At 73.7% G+C, this 15,924-nt stretch carries 17 protein-coding genes; 8 read left to right on the forward strand and 9 right to left on the reverse strand.

Going from position 1 to position 15,924, the window contains the following annotated elements; all coding sequences use genetic code 11:
* Positions 1-129 precede the first annotated feature (129 nt).
* From JQN83_RS21090 to JQN83_RS21100, 3 genes are read right to left on the reverse strand one after another with little or no spacing between them, the layout of a single operon-like run.
* On the reverse strand, positions 130-1,164 hold the full coding sequence (locus tag JQN83_RS21090) for a hypothetical protein (RefSeq protein ID WP_244252908.1): 1,035 nt from the start codon (positions 1,162-1,164) through the stop codon (positions 130-132).
* Positions 1,161-2,519, reverse strand: a complete 1,359-nt coding sequence (locus tag JQN83_RS21095; RefSeq protein ID WP_208568867.1) for a hypothetical protein — start codon at positions 2,517-2,519, stop codon at positions 1,161-1,163. The genes JQN83_RS21090 and JQN83_RS21095 overlap by 4 nt, the downstream gene beginning before the upstream one ends.
* Complete coding sequence (locus JQN83_RS21100; RefSeq protein ID WP_208568868.1) at positions 2,516-2,815, reverse strand: DUF6403 family protein; 300 nt, start codon at positions 2,813-2,815, stop codon at positions 2,516-2,518. Before JQN83_RS21100 ends, JQN83_RS21095 begins: the two co-directional genes overlap by 4 nt.
* Before the next feature lie 195 nt (positions 2,816-3,010).
* On the opposite strand from JQN83_RS21100, the gene JQN83_RS21105 reads away from it, so the two are divergent.
* The 4 genes from JQN83_RS21105 to JQN83_RS21120 all read left to right on the forward strand — a co-directional run bounded on the left by JQN83_RS21105 (position 3,011) and on the right by JQN83_RS21120 (position 5,999).
* Entirely contained in the window at positions 3,011-3,394 is a 384-nt protein-coding gene (locus tag JQN83_RS21105; protein WP_208568946.1) for a hypothetical protein, read from the forward strand.
* Between the two features lie 323 nt (positions 3,395-3,717).
* Positions 3,718-3,987, forward strand: coding sequence for a hypothetical protein (locus JQN83_RS21110; protein WP_208568869.1), 270 nt, complete (start codon positions 3,718-3,720; stop codon positions 3,985-3,987).
* Positions 3,987-5,024 (forward strand): hypothetical protein, encoded by a 1,038-nt coding sequence (locus JQN83_RS21115; protein WP_208568870.1) that lies wholly within the window; start codon positions 3,987-3,989, stop codon positions 5,022-5,024. The genes JQN83_RS21110 and JQN83_RS21115 overlap by 1 nt, the downstream gene beginning before the upstream one ends.
* Before the next feature lie 45 nt (positions 5,025-5,069).
* Positions 5,070-5,999: an LLM class F420-dependent oxidoreductase gene (locus JQN83_RS21120; RefSeq protein WP_208568871.1), complete on the forward strand. Its 930-nt coding sequence runs from the start codon at positions 5,070-5,072 to the stop codon at positions 5,997-5,999.
* A 72-nt stretch (positions 6,000-6,071) separates the two neighbouring features.
* Here the strand turns inward: JQN83_RS21120 and JQN83_RS21125 are convergent, their stop codons facing one another.
* On the reverse strand, positions 6,072-6,443 hold the full coding sequence (locus tag JQN83_RS21125) for a hypothetical protein (protein WP_208568872.1): 372 nt from the start codon (positions 6,441-6,443) through the stop codon (positions 6,072-6,074).
* Positions 6,444-6,524: 81 nt separating this feature from the next.
* Here JQN83_RS21125 and JQN83_RS21130 point away from each other — a divergent pair, with 81 nt between their 5' ends.
* Positions 6,525-7,229 (forward strand): hypothetical protein, encoded by a 705-nt coding sequence (locus JQN83_RS21130; protein ID WP_208568873.1) that lies wholly within the window; start codon positions 6,525-6,527, stop codon positions 7,227-7,229.
* A 5-nt stretch (positions 7,230-7,234) separates the two neighbouring features.
* Positions 7,235-8,473: an FAD-binding protein gene (locus tag JQN83_RS21135; RefSeq protein WP_208568947.1), complete on the forward strand. Its 1,239-nt coding sequence runs from the start codon at positions 7,235-7,237 to the stop codon at positions 8,471-8,473.
* Positions 8,474-8,613: 140 nt separating this feature from the next.
* Here the strand turns inward: JQN83_RS21135 and JQN83_RS21140 are convergent, their stop codons facing one another.
* Genes JQN83_RS21140 through JQN83_RS21155 form a run of 4 tightly spaced genes read right to left on the reverse strand, consistent with a single transcriptional unit; the run spans position 8,614 to position 11,398 of the window.
* Complete coding sequence (locus tag JQN83_RS21140) at positions 8,614-9,225, reverse strand: phosphatase PAP2 family protein (protein ID WP_307799512.1); 612 nt, start codon at positions 9,223-9,225, stop codon at positions 8,614-8,616.
* Positions 9,226-9,238: 13 nt separating this feature from the next.
* Positions 9,239-10,501: an MAB_1171c family putative transporter gene (locus tag JQN83_RS21145; RefSeq protein ID WP_208568874.1), complete on the reverse strand. Its 1,263-nt coding sequence runs from the start codon at positions 10,499-10,501 to the stop codon at positions 9,239-9,241.
* Positions 10,422-10,949 carry a M48 family metalloprotease gene (locus tag JQN83_RS21150; protein WP_208568875.1) on the reverse strand — a complete coding sequence of 176 codons (528 nt, stop codon included), beginning with the start codon at positions 10,947-10,949 and terminating at the stop codon, positions 10,422-10,424. Before JQN83_RS21150 ends, JQN83_RS21145 begins: the two co-directional genes overlap by 80 nt.
* Positions 10,925-11,398, reverse strand: a complete 474-nt coding sequence (locus JQN83_RS21155; protein WP_208568876.1) for a helix-turn-helix domain-containing protein — start codon at positions 11,396-11,398, stop codon at positions 10,925-10,927. Before JQN83_RS21155 ends, JQN83_RS21150 begins: the two co-directional genes overlap by 25 nt.
* Positions 11,399-11,593: 195 nt before the next feature.
* On the opposite strand from JQN83_RS21155, the gene JQN83_RS21160 reads away from it, so the two are divergent.
* Entirely contained in the window at positions 11,594-12,460 is an 867-nt protein-coding gene (locus JQN83_RS21160; protein WP_208568877.1) for an AraC family transcriptional regulator, read from the forward strand.
* Here the strand turns inward: JQN83_RS21160 and JQN83_RS21165 are convergent.
* Entirely contained in the window at positions 12,457-13,629 is a 1,173-nt protein-coding gene (locus tag JQN83_RS21165) for a site-2 protease family protein (protein WP_208568878.1), read from the reverse strand. The two genes, JQN83_RS21160 and JQN83_RS21165, sit on opposite strands and share 4 nt — an antisense overlap.
* Before the next feature lie 153 nt (positions 13,630-13,782).
* Here JQN83_RS21165 and JQN83_RS21170 point away from each other — a divergent pair, with 153 nt between their 5' ends.
* The gene (locus JQN83_RS21170; RefSeq protein WP_307799514.1) at positions 13,783-15,909 is read left to right on the forward strand and encodes a prolyl oligopeptidase family serine peptidase; all 2,127 of its coding nucleotides are present in this window, start codon (positions 13,783-13,785) and stop codon (positions 15,907-15,909) included.
* Positions 15,910-15,924 lie beyond the last annotated feature (15 nt).

Raw genomic sequence — 15,924 nt, forward strand, 5'->3', positions numbered from 1 at the left:
GTCCTCATCCTCCCCGGGCGGCCATCGGACGAACCCGAACACACTACGAAGCGGTTCACCGCCAGCGCCATAGCTGTCCCCGGTCAGTCGTGCTTCGGACACCCGACCGCGCGACGGAACCGGCAGGAGCTAGCTCTTCTCCGGCTGCGCGTCGTGTCGCTCCGGTTGTTTGTCGGCGAGCGCCTGCGCCCGGCGGCTCAGCGACTCGACGTGGGCGGTCAGCTTCCCGACGGCTGCCTCGTCGGTGTCGTCCAGGGTCGCCAACCGGTCGAGCAGGGCGGCATGGTCGGAGGTCAACTGCCGGTAGCGTCGGGCGAAGCCGCTGTCGTCGCCCTGACGCCCGTACAGCAGGGCGTACTGCGGGTCGAGGTCGATGATCTGCTGGGCGAGCCCGGCGGTGGCGGCGCTGAGCGCGCTGCGGCTGTCGGTGAGCCCGTCGCGGCGGACCCGCCGGGCCGCCGCCAGCCGCCCGGCCCGCCGGCCGCCGAGGTAGAGCAGCGATGCTCCGGCGACGACCCCGGTCACCGCCGCGGCGGCGAGTAGGAACCGGGGCAGCGACGGGCTGATCGTGCGGGCCCCGTCGGGTACGGTGCCGGCCTTGACCAGCCGGTCGTAGTTGACGGCGATGACCTTCACCGCCTCCAGCGGGCGGTCGGCGAAGGTGTCGATGCCCCGGCCGATGATCATTTCTGCGGCGGCGGCCTTGCCCAGGTTCTTCTTGTCGTATCCGGGCACCAGGGCGCAGCCGTAGGTGTCGTAGTCGTCGCCGTCGCGGCTGAGCACCAGCACGACGGTGCCGTCGGCGGCCCGGTGCACCTGCTTGCAGGTGTCGCGCAGGTCGGCCCCGGGGGAGCGCAGGATCACCACCAGCCGGCGGTTGCCGATGATCCGTTCCGCCGCGGCCCGGTCCACGTCGAGCCCCGGGTCGGCATAGAACGACGTGGTGCGCACCTGCCGGGCGACCGGCCCGTCCAGCGCCCCGCCGCTCCACACCGCCCAGCCGGCCAGCGCCAGGCAGGCCAGCACGGCCAGGCCGAACGGGGTACCGAGCAGGCCGACGACCCGCTGCCGCCGGGAGGCACCGGCACCGGTCCGCCGGGACGGATCGGCGCGCTGCCGCCGGGAGGGGCCGGCACCGGTCCGCCGGGAGTCGGAACGGGTCATGACAGCCGGCCTCGCAGGTAGTTGTCCGGGCGGTAACTGGCGATGCCGACCTGGCGGGCGGTGTCGTCCAACTCGGCCGTCGCCTCGTCGAGCAGCGTACGGACGTGCCGGGCGGGCAGCTTCTCCTCCCACGCCGACCGGGCGGCCTGGAGCGCGACGATGCCCCGGGTCAGTGCCGGGTTGCTGCGGGCGTCGGTCAGCAGGGACACCTCGACGGCCAGCGCGGTCAACCCGGCCAGCCGGACCGGGGCGGTGTCCCGTCGGCGGCCCAGCCCCCGGTCGGGGCGGCGCAGCGACCGGGCCGACAGGATCAGGAACGCCGCCACGCAGCCCGCGAAGAGCCACGGCAGCGCCGGCAGCGCCACCCGCAGCGGATCGGCCGGCCGGTAGGGCAACGGCCGCTCGAACAGGCCCGCGTAGCGCAGGTCGGTGACCCGGTTGAGGTAGACGCCCAGCACGTTGCGCTGCGGATAGTCGGAGCGGCTGAGCACGCTGGCGAACTGGCCGTAGAAGCTCGCCCCGGCCAGCTCCGCGAAGTCCGCCGCGCCGGGCCCGTGGTATTCGATCCAGAGCCCGTACATCACCACGATCGGCTGGTCGGGGAACTGGGCGCTCAGGGCGGGGCCGTACCGGGGCAGGGGTTCGCCGTAGCGCTGCACGGGCAGCGCGACGTACCAGGCGCCGTCGGGAAAGGCGTTGCGGGCGGCGGTCTCGGGCACGTCGGTGAGGGTCGCGCCGGGCGCGACGTGCCTACCGGTCGCCCGCAGGTCGGTCAGGACGGCGGTCAGCTCCGGCCCGCTCGGCTCGCGCCAGCGCAACTCGTCCCGGTCGGCCGGGGTGGACTCCTTGCGCAGCGCGGTGATCAGGGCGATCAGCAGGTCGGTCACGTCCCCGGTGGCGAACTGCGCCCGCCAGGCGGGCAGCGTGTCGGAGCTGGCCTGGTAGAAACCGCCGCTGACCTCGGTACCGATCACCCGGATCGTGGCGTTCTCCACGTCCCGGACCCGCTCGCGTTCATCTTTGTCGAGGCCGGGTGGGGCGACCAGGATCCGGGTGTCGCCGGCCACCTCCCGGACCCGCTGCTCGTTCCAGTACGCCACCGCCCCCGGTAGGCGTACCACCGGCGCGGCGGCGACCAGCGCGGTCATCTCGTCCACCGACGGCACGGTGGCCCGGTCGGCGGTGCCGGCGCTGTCCGTGGCGACCCCGGCCGTCGACGCCGGTGACCGGCCGTAGCTGACGTCGATGCCCTGTTGCCGCTGGGCGAGCAGGAAGACCACCAGCACGAGCACGGCGACCCCGAGCACCGCCCAGCGCAACGGCTCGGCCAGGCGGCGGTATCCGCGGGCGCTCATCGCTGTCCCCGCCACAACCGGTCGGCCTGCCGGGCGTGTTCGGCCGCCGCCCGCGCCGCGTCCACCCCGCCGCGGGCGAGCGACTCGGCGCGGGTCAGCAACCGTTCCGCCTCGGGCACCCGGTCCGGCGCGGCGTCCCGGCTGACGGCCGCGCTGTCGATCGCCGCCCGCGCGACCGACCAGGCGGTCCGCCGCTGCTCGGAGCGGGCCCGACGGTGGGGCAGCAGGGTGGTCACCACGCCCGCGGCCACCAGCAGCACCGCGCCGGCCAGCCAGAACAGGTAGGGGTGTGCCATGGGCTCCAACCGTTCGCCGGGGTCCGGGGGGACGGCCCCCGGGGGTGGTCCGACCGAGTCTCGCTGATCGGGTCAACCCGCGCCACACGGGCCCCGACCAGGGCAGTTGTCGCTGCGATGGGTGGTGTGACGGTGATCGTGAGTACGGGTGCTCATCCGGTGACCCAGCCGGCGGACGATGATCGGGGCGTGCAGATGACGCGTACCCGTACCCTGCTCGGCGGTGTGCTCCTCGCGGCCGCGACGATCGGCACCTGGGTGGCCTGGCTGGGGTGGGAGAGCGGCTACTCGACGGACCCGCGGACCGGCGCGACCAGCGGCCCGTACGCGGTCTGGCAGGTCGTCGGCGCGGTGCTCACCCTGGTCGTGGTCGCCGCCGTCGCCGGGTGGCTGCTCAGCCCGGTGCTGGTCGTGCCGGTGATGACGGTGGCGTTCACGGCCTGCTGGTCGGGGCACGCGGCGGCCACCGACGACTCGGGGCTGTGGGTGGTGGGGGCGGTGCTGGTGCTGCTCGGCACCGGCGTCGGCAGCACCCTGGTCAGTCTCGGCAGCCGGCTCGTCCGCCGCCGCGCCCGCTGACCGCCGCCCGCGCCCGCTGACCGTCGCCGCGCCCGCCGCGCCCCCGCCCCGCCCCCGCCGCCGTCCCGCCGACCGTCGCCCTGACCGCCGACCCGGTGGCGGATAGCCGACAGGACGCCCGGGGGCGGCAAGAGGCATTGTTTACGCAGGTGAATGGGGGTGTGGCCGGGGAGGCGCGGCCCACCCGTCCGGCCGGTCGGGTGACCACAGCGCCCCGCTGGCCGCCGTCCCCGGTCCCGGACAACGACGTCCCCACCGCCGGTCGGAGCGTGCCGTGACCGTCGCCCGCGTCCGACCGGACGAGCCAGGAAGGAGGGGCCGCGATGGCCGCTCCCACCGTGACCGCCAGCCTCGACGCGTCGACCTACTCCCCGGGTGACCCGATCACCCTCACCGTCGGTTACGCCGACCCGGACACCCGACCGGTGACCCTCACCATCGTGCTGACCGACCCGCAGGGCAACAGCAGCGCCCCGGTGCGGGTCACCGCCGTCATCGACCCGCTCACCGTCGGCGTCGCCGACGACTCCGGCCGGGCCTGGGTGAAGGTCTCAGACACCGGGACGACCGCCGTCTACCGGGCGGTGGCCTGATGCCCCGGGTCACCGTGACGGTGCGCGACAACGGCGGACGCACCGCCAGCGTGACGGCCGACTACGCCGTCGCCCCGCCGGTGTGGGGCGGCTACTACCTCGCCGGCAACGCCGACCCGACGGCGGACCTGGTGGGCGGGAACTTCCGCTCGCTGACCCAGTACCGCAGCCTCGCCGACGGGTACGTCTTCCCCGGTTACGGCATGACCTGGCTGGCTGACCTCGGGCGGGCCGGGGTCGCGCCGAACATGGTGCTGGAGCTGAAGCACTACGGCACCGGCAACCCCGGCGCGCAGACGTTCACCGTCGACGGGGTGACCTGGACGGTGCCGGCACCGGCGATGACCATCCAGCAGCGCCCCGGCACCACCTGGCCCCGGGCGTACGGGTACGGGCAGGTGCTCGCCGGTCAGTGCGACGGGCTGCTCGCCCGAGCCCTGTCGCAGTACCGGACGCTGGGGTTCCCGGTGAACCTGCAACTCGCCTCGGAGTTGGACACCGACCACGAGTTCGGCACCACCGAGGCGGGGGTGTCGTACACCTGGGCCGAGTCGGACGCCCGTGCGGTGCAGGCGTTGACCTACGTGGTGGACTGGTTGCGGGCCCGGGGTCTGCCCGCCGGGACCACCTTCTCGGTCGGCGCGGGCGGCTTCGACCGGACGGCCTTCCGGCGTACCCATCCGGAGGCGTTGATGTCCCGGTTGGATTTCCTCCAGTGGAACGTCTACGCGACCGACCCGGCCCACACGGCGCTGGGGAGGTTCCGCCGGACGCGGGACTGGGCGGTGGCCGACCTCGGGCCGGTGGCGCTGTCCCGACCGGTGATCGTCGCCGAGTGGGGGGTGCAGGTGTCCGCCTTCCCCGACCAGGCGGCCTGGATCGCCACCGTGCCGGCGGCTCTGGCCCGGCTCAACGCGGAGCGGGGGCCTCGGATCGTGCGGGCGAACTACTTCAACTCCGGCTGGGGCACCCTGACACCGAAGCAGCCGGGCCTGGCCGCCCTGCGTGCCGCGTACGCGACCAGGCCGTTCGGCTGAGGCGGGGCCCGAGCGGGTGCCCGCCCGGCTCCCTATGCTCGGGGAATGGAACTGCGGATCTTCACCGAGCCCCAGCAGGGCGCCACCTACGACCAACTGCTCACGGTGGCCCGCGCCGCCGAGGACGCCGGCTACGGCGCGTTCTTCCGTTCCGACCACTACGTGGCGATGGGGTCGTCCACCGGCGAGCCCGGCCCCACCGACGCCTGGACCACCCTGGCCGGGCTGGCCCGGGACACCTCCCGGATCCGGCTCGGCACGCTGGTCACGGCGGCCACCTTCCGGCTGCCCGGCCCGCTGGCGATCACCGTCGCCCAGGTCGACCAGATGAGCGGCGGCCGGGTCGAGCTGGGCATCGGCGCCGGCTGGTTCGCCGAGGAGCACACCGCCTACGGCATCCCGTTCCCGTCGGTGGGGGAGCGCTTCGACCGGCTGGAGGAGCAGCTCGCCGTCATCACCGGGCTGTGGGCGACCCCGGCCGGTGAGCGGTTCGACCACGCCGGGAAGCACTACCCGGTCGTCAACTCCCCGGCGCTGCCCAAACCGGTGCAGCAGCCCCGCCCGCCGATCCTGCTCGGCGGCAAGGGCCCCAAGCGCACCCCGCGCCTGGCCGCCCGGTACGCCGACGAGTTCAACCTGCCCTTCGTCTCGGTCGACGAGACGGTGGCCCAGTTCGGCCGGGTCCGCGCGGCCTGCGCCGAGGCCGGCCGCGACCCGGGCACCCTGCGCTGGTCCAACGCGCTGGTGCTCTGCTGCGGCCGGGACGACGCCGAGGTGGCCCGTCGGGCCGCCGTCATCGGTCGGGAACCGGCCGAGCTGCGGCAGAACGGGGTCGCCGGCACCCCCGCCGAGGTGGTCGACACGATCGGCCGCTACGCCGAGGCCGGCAGCGAGCGGATCTACCTCCAGGTGCTCGACCTGGCCGACCTGGACCAGTTGGAACTGGTCGCCGCCGAGGTGATGCCCCAGCTCTGACCCCGGCGGCCACCCACCGCAGGCAGGCGGGAGTCCGGGGCCGGCCGGCCGGAGGCGGGGACCGGCGGGTGGTCAGCGGTGGCGGCGGCCACCCGGCTCGCGTACCACGGTGTCCAACCGGCCGTCCCGGTCGCTGTCCAGGTAGGTGATGTCCGCGATGCCGTCCCCGTCCAGGTCGAACTGGACCACGTCGGCGATCCCGTCCCCGTCCAGGTCCGTCACCACCTGCGTCGACCCGTCCAGGTGGTGGGTGACGATCGAGTGCGCCCCGGTCGCCGCCACCGGGGGCGTCGGCGGGGGCTGCGGCGCGGGCGTCGGCACACCGCGCTGCGGGTACGCCGACGGCGGGGCGCTCGCCGGCTCCAGGCCGACCCCGGTCGGGTCGATCTCCTCCTCAGACGGGTAGACGTCGCCGTGCAGGATCGGGTCGCGGTAGCTGCTCATCGCGCCATGGTTCCCCGTGGACGCCGTCGACAACCGTGCCGGATGATGCACCGGGACCGCGCTCATCGACGGGGAGACGACGTGGAGCTGCACCGGGAACGGGGCCGGCAGGTGCTGGCGGCGGTGTGCGTACTGGCCGGGACGGTGCTGCTGGCCACCGGCGGCGGGCCGCTGCGGACGACCACCGCCCTCGGGGGCGTCGCGCTGGGCGGGGTGGGGCTGGCCAACAGCCTGCGACCGTTCCGGTTCGTCATCGACGCCGACGGCCTGACCGTACGCCGACGGGGCCTGCGCCGGCAGCTCCGCTGGGCCGAGCTGGCCCTGGTCGTGCTGGACCGCCCGGCACCCGGCACCGGCGGGGTGCGGCTGCTCGGCGTACCCGTCGAGGGTGTGGGGTTGCCGCCCGACGCCCGGGTCGACGGTCGGCCGGCGACCGAACTGCTCGACCTGGGTCAGGTGCGGGAGAACCCCGACGAGATCGCGGCGGCCCTGGCCCGGTACGCCGGCGACCGGTTCCGCGACGACCGCGACGTCGCGGTCCGTTCCGGTGCCGAGTTCAGCGTCGGACTGCGCGGGTACAGTTCCGACGTGGTCGACACACTGGTGGGACACGCCCGGGCGGCACTGGACTCGGACGACCCGGCGCGGTGCCGGGCGGTCCGCGACGAGGTGGCCGCCGCCAGGGCGCAGGGCCTGCCGGTCGCCCTGCGCGGCTACGACGTCAGGCAGGTCGACGATGCGTTGGACGATCTGCACGCGGCGCTGACCGAGGGCGGCGACGCGTGAGCGGGGTGCCCCGGCACAACTGGGCCGGCAACGTGCACTACGCCGCCCGCGCCTTCCACCGGCCCACCACCCTCGACGAGCTGCGTCGGCTGGTCGCCGGCAGCGACCGGGTGCGGGCGGTCGGCAGCGGCCACTCGTTCAACCGGATCGGCGACACCACCGGCGACCTGGTCTCGCTGGCCGGGTTGCCGCCCACCGTCGAGGTCGACCGGGAACGCGGCACCGTGACCGTGGCCGCCGGGCTGCGTTACGGGGACGTGGCGACCCGGCTGCACGAGCAGGGGCTGGCCCTGGCCAACCTCGCCTCGCTGCCGCACATCTCGGTGGCCGGTGCGGTCGCCACCGGCACCCACGGTTCCGGCGACGGTAACCGCAACCTGGCCGCCGCCGTGGCCGGCCTCGAACTGGTCACCGCCGACGGGGAGGTGCTCACCGTCGACCGGTCCGCCGGCGACCGGTTCGCCGGCATGGTGGTGTCGCTCGGCGCGCTGGGTGTGGTCACCCGGGTCACCCTGGACGTGCTGCCCACCTTCACCGTCCGCCAGTACGTCCGTGAGGGCCTGCCCGTCGCTGCCCTGGACGCGGCGCTCGCCTCGGCGTACAGCGTCAGCGGGTTCACCACCTGGCGGTCGACGGACATCGACCAGGTCTGGCGCAAGCAGCTCTCCGACGCCCCGCCGCCGGAGCCGGACTGGCTCGGCACCACCCCGGCCGACCGGCCGGCGCACCCGGTGCCCGGCATGGATCCGGTCAGCTGCACCCCGCAGTTCGGCGAGCCCGGCCCGTGGCACGAGCGGCTGCCGCACTTCCGGCTCGGTTTCATGCCGAGCAGCGGCGACGAGATCCAGTCCGAATACCACCTGCCCCGGTCGGCGGGGGCGGAGGCGCTTGCCGCCCTGCACGAGATGCGGGACCGGATCGCCCCCGTGTTGCAGATCTGTGAGCTGCGCACCGTCGCCGCCGACGAGCTGTGGCTCAGCCCCAACCAGGGGCGCGACACGCTGGCCGTGCACTTCACCTGGGTCGACGACGCGGCGGCGGTGCAGCCGGTGCTGGCCGAGATCGAGGCCCGGCTGGCCCCGTTCGACCCCCGGCCGCACTGGGGCAAGGTCTTCACCCTCGACCCGGCCGTGGTCGCCGCCACCTTCCCCCGGTACGCCGACTTCGCCGCCCTGCTCACCGAGCTGGACCCGGCCGGGGTGTTCCGCACCCCGCTGCTGGACCGCTACTTCCCGCGCGACTGACGGGGTCGGCTGTCGGGGCCGACGCCCCGGTGCTGCGGGTGGCGGGTCTGTCCGGGGTGTGGGAGTGTCCCGCACCCACCCCCGTCGCGGCACGGGACACTCCTACACCCCGGACAGCGCGCCACCTGTCGACGTGTCGCTCAGACGACAGCCAGGTAGAACCCCGCCGCGAGCACCGTCCCTGAGACCGCGCCGGCGAGCACCTGGGCGACGGTGTGCGCACCGAGATGCACCCGGGACCAACCGATCAGCGCCACGACGAGCACCCCGACGGCCAGCGCCGGCCCGACCAACAGGACCAGGACGGTGCACGCACCGGCGGAGACGGCCGTGTGGGCGCTCATCTTCCACACCTGGTTGACAGCGGTGGTGCCGGCCAGCACGGCCAGCATCACGGCGATCACGGCGATCAGCGGCCGGGGAGCGCCCAGGGCCACGAACAGGGCCAGACCCACGGCGACCGATGCGATACCCACGAGCAGCACTCCTCTGCGCTGCTCCCGGCGGCTGATGTGATGGTCGGTGACCCGGCCGGTGCGCTTGGCGTAGAGGATCGCCCCGAACGGCACGACGGCGGTGAACAGCGCCGCGAGCGCTCCCCAACCGAGGCCGGCGGGGACGGTCCGGGCGGCGAGCACCGCCACGACGACGGGCATGGCAGCCGCCCACACGGCGGGCTGGAGTACCTCGGTGATGGCCTGGGCGATCCGCGTCGAGGTGCGGGTGCCGCCGGTGGTGGCGTGTTCGGTCACGTGCTGCCCTATCTCATTCTGACGTGGTGGACGGTGCGGGAGATCCGTTGGCGGGGGCGGCGCGGGCGTGGGCCTGCTCGGCGCGGACGCTCACCACGACCGGGGATCGTGCCAGGGCCTGCGACACCCGGCCCAGCCAGACCACCTCGCTGGTGAGATCTGTCCCCCCGGCCTCGACCCGGCCGGTGTCGACCGGATCGTCCCCGGCGGCCTTGGCGTCGAGGGCGACCACGACGACCGTGGCCTCCACGGTCGCCATCAGGTCACTTCCGGTCATACCGGCCCGTTGGCCGAGTTGCAGCGCGCGGTCCCGCACCGCGCCGTCGAACCACGGGGTGAGCTGGAGGTAGCCGTCGCGGATCTCCAGGACCCGGCGGGACAGGCTGCGCCCGTCACCCAGCCAACTGGTCGTCCAGGCGAGCCCGCGTCCCCACCAGTGCGTGGGGTGGGGCTGCCGTCGGGGGATGGCCGGGTGGGCCTGGACGATCGCCCGCCAGAGCAGCTCCATCCGCTCGCACTGGTGTGCGTCGTGGGCCCGACGCAGGGCGGCCGAGGCCGCTGCGGTGGTGCCGGGCACAGCGGAGCCGGCAGCGATGAGCCCGATGCCGGTCAGTTGACTGGTCATGGTGACGTACGTCCAGGCGGTGCCGACGTCGATGCCGAACTGCCCGGCGATGGCCACCGCCACGATCGTGACCGAGTAGCCGAGGCTGATCAGCCCACCGGCGGCGAACATGCGCAGACCGACGCGGGTGACCGGTCGGGTGGTGACGCGGGTGGCGTAGCGCAGCGACAGGCGGGCCAGGTCGATCAGGGCGTAGGTGAGGATCCCGCCGAACAGCGTCATGTAGATCATGACCGGCGGCCGTCGGTGGTAGGTCGCGAACCAGTCGCCCGGCGCGGCGGGTGTCCGGGCGATCAGGAACAACGCCGCGAGGGCGACCGTCGCCGAGCCGGCGAGGAGCAGCCGCCGCCGGACGGCCCGTCGGGTGGATTCGGGGCTACGCGTCCAGTACACGAGCATGCATGACACCGCGATGGCCGCCCACACCGTGAGGACGTGGGCGATGAGCCGGCTGACGTGGGGAACCCCGACCAGGCCGTCGACAGCGTCGTTTATGCCGGGGGCGACGGTGGCGAGGGCGAGGGCGAGGCAGAAGAGACTGCCGCCCATCCAGGCGCGTGCGGGGCCATGCTCACGACCACCGAGCAGGGTGAAGGCGGTGTACCCGGCGGCGCACAGCGCCACGGAGGCCACGAGGATGGTGAAGATCATCGGTGGGGGTGCCCGTTCCGAAGGTGTCGATGACGCGGAGTACGTCGTCCGGTTCCATGGGTGGCGGTGCCGGGGGTGATGCCGCGCGCCGGAGGATCGTCTCGGCGAACTCGTCGGCCTCGAACTCGTGCCGTTGGTCGTAGGGGCGGTGGCTGACCCGTCCGTCGAGCTCGGCGAGGTCCCGCGAGGGGTGCCCGAGCCACATGTGTGCGACCTCGTGCAACACGATCGCGGTCTGCTTGAACGGGCCGCTGCGGGCCGGATAGGCGATGTAGTCGGCCCGTGGCGTGGCGACCCACAGGCCGTGCAGGACGCCGCCGTGCATCTCGACGGCCAGGAGATGGACGGGGCGGTCCCGCTGCCTGGCGATCTGCCCGACGAGGGCGGTGAGGTCCCAGGGGGTGGGCAGGGTCAGCCCGGCGATCAGTCGCGCTGCTCGGTGGTCCATCGTTCCCCGTCGACGCCGTCGGCTTCCCCGGTCACCACGTGACCGCCGAGCTGATCCTCGATCCGTTGAATGTGGGCCAGTACGGCAATGACGGTGGCCTTAACCTGGGCGAGGTCCTCGCCGACAGTGTTCATCGCCACGTGCTGCACCCCGAGATCGGCCATCCGGCGACCCAGGTCGCTCTGCGGTGTGCTGGCGGCGGGCAGGAAGAAGTAGTTCGGTTCGACCTCGAAGAACGACGCGAGCGCATTTATGGTCTCCCAGGTCGGGCCGCGACTGCGGTTGCCGCCCTGCTTGGGATTGCGCAGATTGTGCAGCTGGGCGCGGGACAGCCCACAGCGGGCCCCCACCTCGGAGTTTTCCCAGCGCAGGCCACCCGGCCGGCGCGTGACCTCGAACAGGTGGTTGAGTCGCGCAGCGAACAACTCATCAGGATGTTCCTCGAACACACGGCAGATCATTCCAACTGTCCCGCCGTGCGTCAAACGTATTGGACGCATTGACGGGAATCCGTCCAGTCGAGTTGACGGACCGGTTCGCCGGCTGGACGGCTCGCCCGGCACCCGACCGCAGCGGGCAACAGAAGTCGGGCCCACGTCCCCCCGGCTGCCTAGCGTGGATCACGAAAGCGGAAGGAGAATCCCATGCTGGACCGGCTGAACGAGGCCCTGGCACACGTGGAGCGGCACCTCGACGCACCGATCGAGGTGGCGGACCTGGCGCGGATCACGCTCACCTCGGAGTACCACTTCCGGCGGATGTTCTCGGCGCTGGCCGGGATGCCCCTGTCGGAGTACGTCCGCCGGCGGCGGCTCACCGTCGCGGCGGCCGAGGTGCTGGCGGGGGAGCGGACGTTGCTCGACGTCGCAATCCGCCACGGGTACGGCTCGACCGAGGCGTTCACCCGGGCGTTCCGCGCGATGCACGGCATCGGGCCGGGTGAGGCGCGGCGCACGGGGGCCGCGTTGCACTCCCAGCAGCGGTTGTCCTTCCGGCTCGTCGTCGAAGGGAGTGGCAACATGCGGTATCGGGTGGTGGAGAAGCCGGCGTTCCGGCTGGTGGGGCAGCGGGCCCGGGTGCCCCTGGTGCACGAGGGGATGAACCCGGCGATCGTGGCGTTCGTCAAGGGCATCCCGGCGGAGACGACGGCCCGCATCGAGGCCCTGTCCGACCAGGAGCCGGCGGGCATCGTCAACGTCAGCGACCTGCTCGGCGAGGACCGGTCCGAGGGCGTCGAGCTGGACTACTGGTACGGCGCGGTGACCGGCGCGGACGTGCCGGACGACCTGGACGCGCTCGACGTACCGGCGGGGACGTGGGCGGTCTTCGAGAGCTCCGGGGAGTTCCCGGCCGCCGTGCAGTACCTGTGGCGGGACGTGTTCACCCAGTGGTTCCCGTCGAATCCGTACCGGAGCCGGCCGGGGCCGGAGATCTCCAGCGTCCGCATCTCGGCCGGCGGCACCCACGCCGACGCCGAGCTGTGGATCCCGGTGGAGCGCACCGCCGGCTAACGGTGGGGGCGCAGGCTGCTGCGCTGGACGGCGCGGCTGATGTCGCTGGGGGAGACGATGCCGACGAGCTGGTCGCCGGTCACCACCAGGGCACGGCCGTCGGAGCACTCGTTGAGCCGGGGGAGCAGGTCGTTGAGCTGCTCCTCCGGCCGGGCCAGCACCAGGTCGTCGGCCCGGCAGGCGACCTCGGCCAGGGTGGTGGCGGCCCGCCGGTCGGCCGGGATGCCGCGTACCCGGTCCAGGGTGACCAGGCCGACGGGCCGGCCGTCCTCGGTCAGCGGCAGCGCCGTGTGCCGGTAGGCGAACAGATAGTGGTCGACGAAGTCGGCGACGGTCATCTCCGCCGAGGCGGTCTGCGGCTGCGGGGTCATCACCTCACCGACCCGGACACCGGTCAGCGCGCTGCCCAGCCGGGCCTGGCGTTCCTCCATCCCGGCCGCGCCGATCAGGAACCAGCCGATCAGCGCCAACCAGAGCCCGCCCACCCCGTAGCCGGCCAGGAACTGCCAGATGCCCAGGCCGATCAGCAGCACGCCGAGCACCCAGCCGGCGCGGGCGGCCACCACCGACGCCCGGGCCCGGTCACCGGTGGCCTTCCACACGGCGGCGCGCAGCAGCCGGCCCCCGTCGAGCGGGGCGGCCGGCAGGATGTTGAACACCGCCAGCAGCACGTTGATCCCGGCCAGCCAGGACACCGAGCCGAGCAGCAGCCCCTCCTGCCCGGCCAACGCCAGCAGCACCGCGATCGCCCCGAAGAAGACCCCCAGAAGCAGGCTGACCAGCGGGCCGACCCCGGAGATGCGCAGCTCCGCGCCCGGGTCGGAGGGCTCGCCGCGCAGCTCGGCGACGCCGCCGAACAGCCACAGCGTGATCCCCTCCACCTGGAGGCCGTTGCGTTTCGCCACCACCGCGTGCGACACCTCGTGGGCCAGGAGGCCGACGAAGAAGACCACCGCCGCCGCGAGCCCCGCCAGCAGGTACGCCCAGCCGGGCCGGTCGGGGTACGCGCGGGGGAACTGGTTGGCCGACAGCAGCCACGCGATCAGCACGAAGATGACCAGGACGCTCCAGTTGACCCCGACGGGTACCCCCGCGATCCGGCCAAGCCGGAAGCTCGCCCTCCTGTCCCGCTCATACCCGGCGACGCCGCGCCCATGCCAGGACGGCACCTGCCGTTACGTCGAAGTGCCGTCACGTCGGGTGCCGTCGCGTCGGGGTGCCGGCGTCCGGACCGGTCAGTCCGTCGTACGGCCGGGGCGACCCAGGTGGTGGGCCGGCCGGTGCCGGCGGTGCGGGTTGACCGGTCGGGAATAGTGGCAGGGGTGACGCTGATCGATGAGGGTGACGACCCGTACCGCTGGCTGGAGGAGCTGGACGGGGCGGACGCCGCTGGCTGGGTCCGCGAGCGCAACGCGGCGACCGTCGCGGCGCTGACCGATGACGACACGTTCGCCGAAGTGCAGGCGGAGATCCGGCAGGTCCTCGACGCCGACGACCGCATCCCGTACCCCGGCTGGCGTGGCGACGGGTTCTACTACGGCTTCTGGCGGGACGCGGCGCACCCCCGGGGGCTGTGGCGGCGCACCACGCTGGCGCAGTACCGGCTGCCCGAGCCGGCCTGGGACGTCCTGCTCGACCTCGACGCGCTGGCCGCCGCCGAGGATGAGAACTGGGTCTGGGGTGGGGTGACGGTGCTCAAACCCGGCCACCGGCGTTGCCTGGTCAGCCTGTCCCGGGGCGGCAAGGACGCGGTGGTGGTCCGCGAGTACGACCTGGACACCCGCGCTTTCGTCACCGACGGGTTCACCCTCGACGAGGCCAAGAGCGACGTCACCTGGATCGATGCCGACCGGATCTACGTCGGGACCGACCTCGGCCCCGGCTCGTTGACCACCTCCGGCTACCCGAGGGTGATCCGCCGGTGGCGGCGGGGCACCCCGCTGGCCGAGGCCGAGATCGTGTACGAGGGGCAGGCCGATGACGTCTCCGCGTACGCCTCGCACGACCCGACGCCCGGATTCGAGCGTGACTTCGTCGGCCGCAGCCTGGACTTCTACCGGACCCGGAGCTTCCTGCTGACCCCCGACGGCGGGCAGGTCCCGGTCCCGGTGCCCGACGACGCCCGGTGGGACGTGCACCGGCAGTGGCTGCTGGTCCGGCCGCGCTCGCCGTGGGAGGTCGCCGGGGTCACCCACCCCGCCGGGGCGCTGCTGGTGGCCCGGTTCGACGACTTCCTCGCCGGGGACCGCCAGCTCACCGTGCTGTTCGAACCCGACGAGCGGACGGCGCTGAGCTACCACGTGTGGACCCGGCACCACCTGATCCTGGCCACCCTGGTCGACGTACGCCGGCGGCTGGAGGTGCTGACCCCCGACGACCCGCCGGCCCGCGATGTCCCGCCGGCTCCCGGCGGGCCGGGGTCGTTCGGCGCTCCGGGGTCCGGCGACGGTCCGGGGGCGGCAGCCGGTGGGGTCCGGTGGCGGCGGGAGCCGCTGGCCGGGGTGTCGGCCGACGACGACACCTGGATCGTGGACACCGACCCGGACCGTGGCGACGACTACCTGATCGCCTCGACCGGCCACCTGCGGCCGGCGACGCTGCGGCTGGGGCGGATCGGCGGCCCGGTCGAGACCCTCAAGCAGGAGCCGGCGTTCTTCGACGCCACCGGCCTGGCCGTGCGCCAGTTCTTCGCCACCTCCGCCGACGGGACCCGGGTGCCCTACTCCGTGGTCGGCGACCCGACGGCGTCCGCCGGGCCCACCCTGCTCACCGGGTACGGCGGGTTCGAGATCTCGCTGACGCCCCACTACGACGGGGTCGTCGGCCGGGCCTGGCTGGCCCGGGGTGGCAGCTACGTGGTGGCCAACATCCGCGGCGGCGGGGAGTACGGCCCGCAGTGGCACCGGGCGGCGCTGCGCGGGAACCGCCCCCGGGCGTACGAGGACTTCGCCGCCGTCGCCGCCGACCTGGTGGCCCGGGGGATCACCACCCCGGAGCAGCTCGGCATCGAGGGCGGCAGCAACGGCGGCCTGTTGATGGGGGCCATGCTGACCCGCTACCCGACGCTGGTCGGTGCGGTGGTGGCGAACGTGCCGCTGCTGGACATGCGCCGCTACCACCTGCTGCTCGCCGGGGCCTCCTGGATGGCCGAGTACGGCGATCCGGACGACCCGGCCGACTGGGCCTACCTGCGGGACTATTCGCCGTACCACAATGTGCGGCCCGGGGTGACGTACCCGCCGGTCCTGTTCGTCACCTCGACCCGCGACGACCGGGTGCACCCGGGGCACGCCCGGAAGATGGCGGCCCTGCTGCGCGAGCACGGTCACGACGTGGCGTACTACGAGAACGTCGAGGGCGGGCACGGCGCGGCGAGCAACAACGAGCAGCGGGCATTCCTGTCGGCGTTGACCTGGCGCTTTCTGTGGCAACGGCTGGGTGGCCGGTGACGGCTGTGCTGACGG

The sequence above is a fragment of the Micromonospora antibiotica genome (assembly GCF_017599305.1).
Taxonomy (GTDB): Bacteria; Actinomycetota; Actinomycetes; order Mycobacteriales; family Micromonosporaceae; genus Micromonospora; species Micromonospora antibiotica.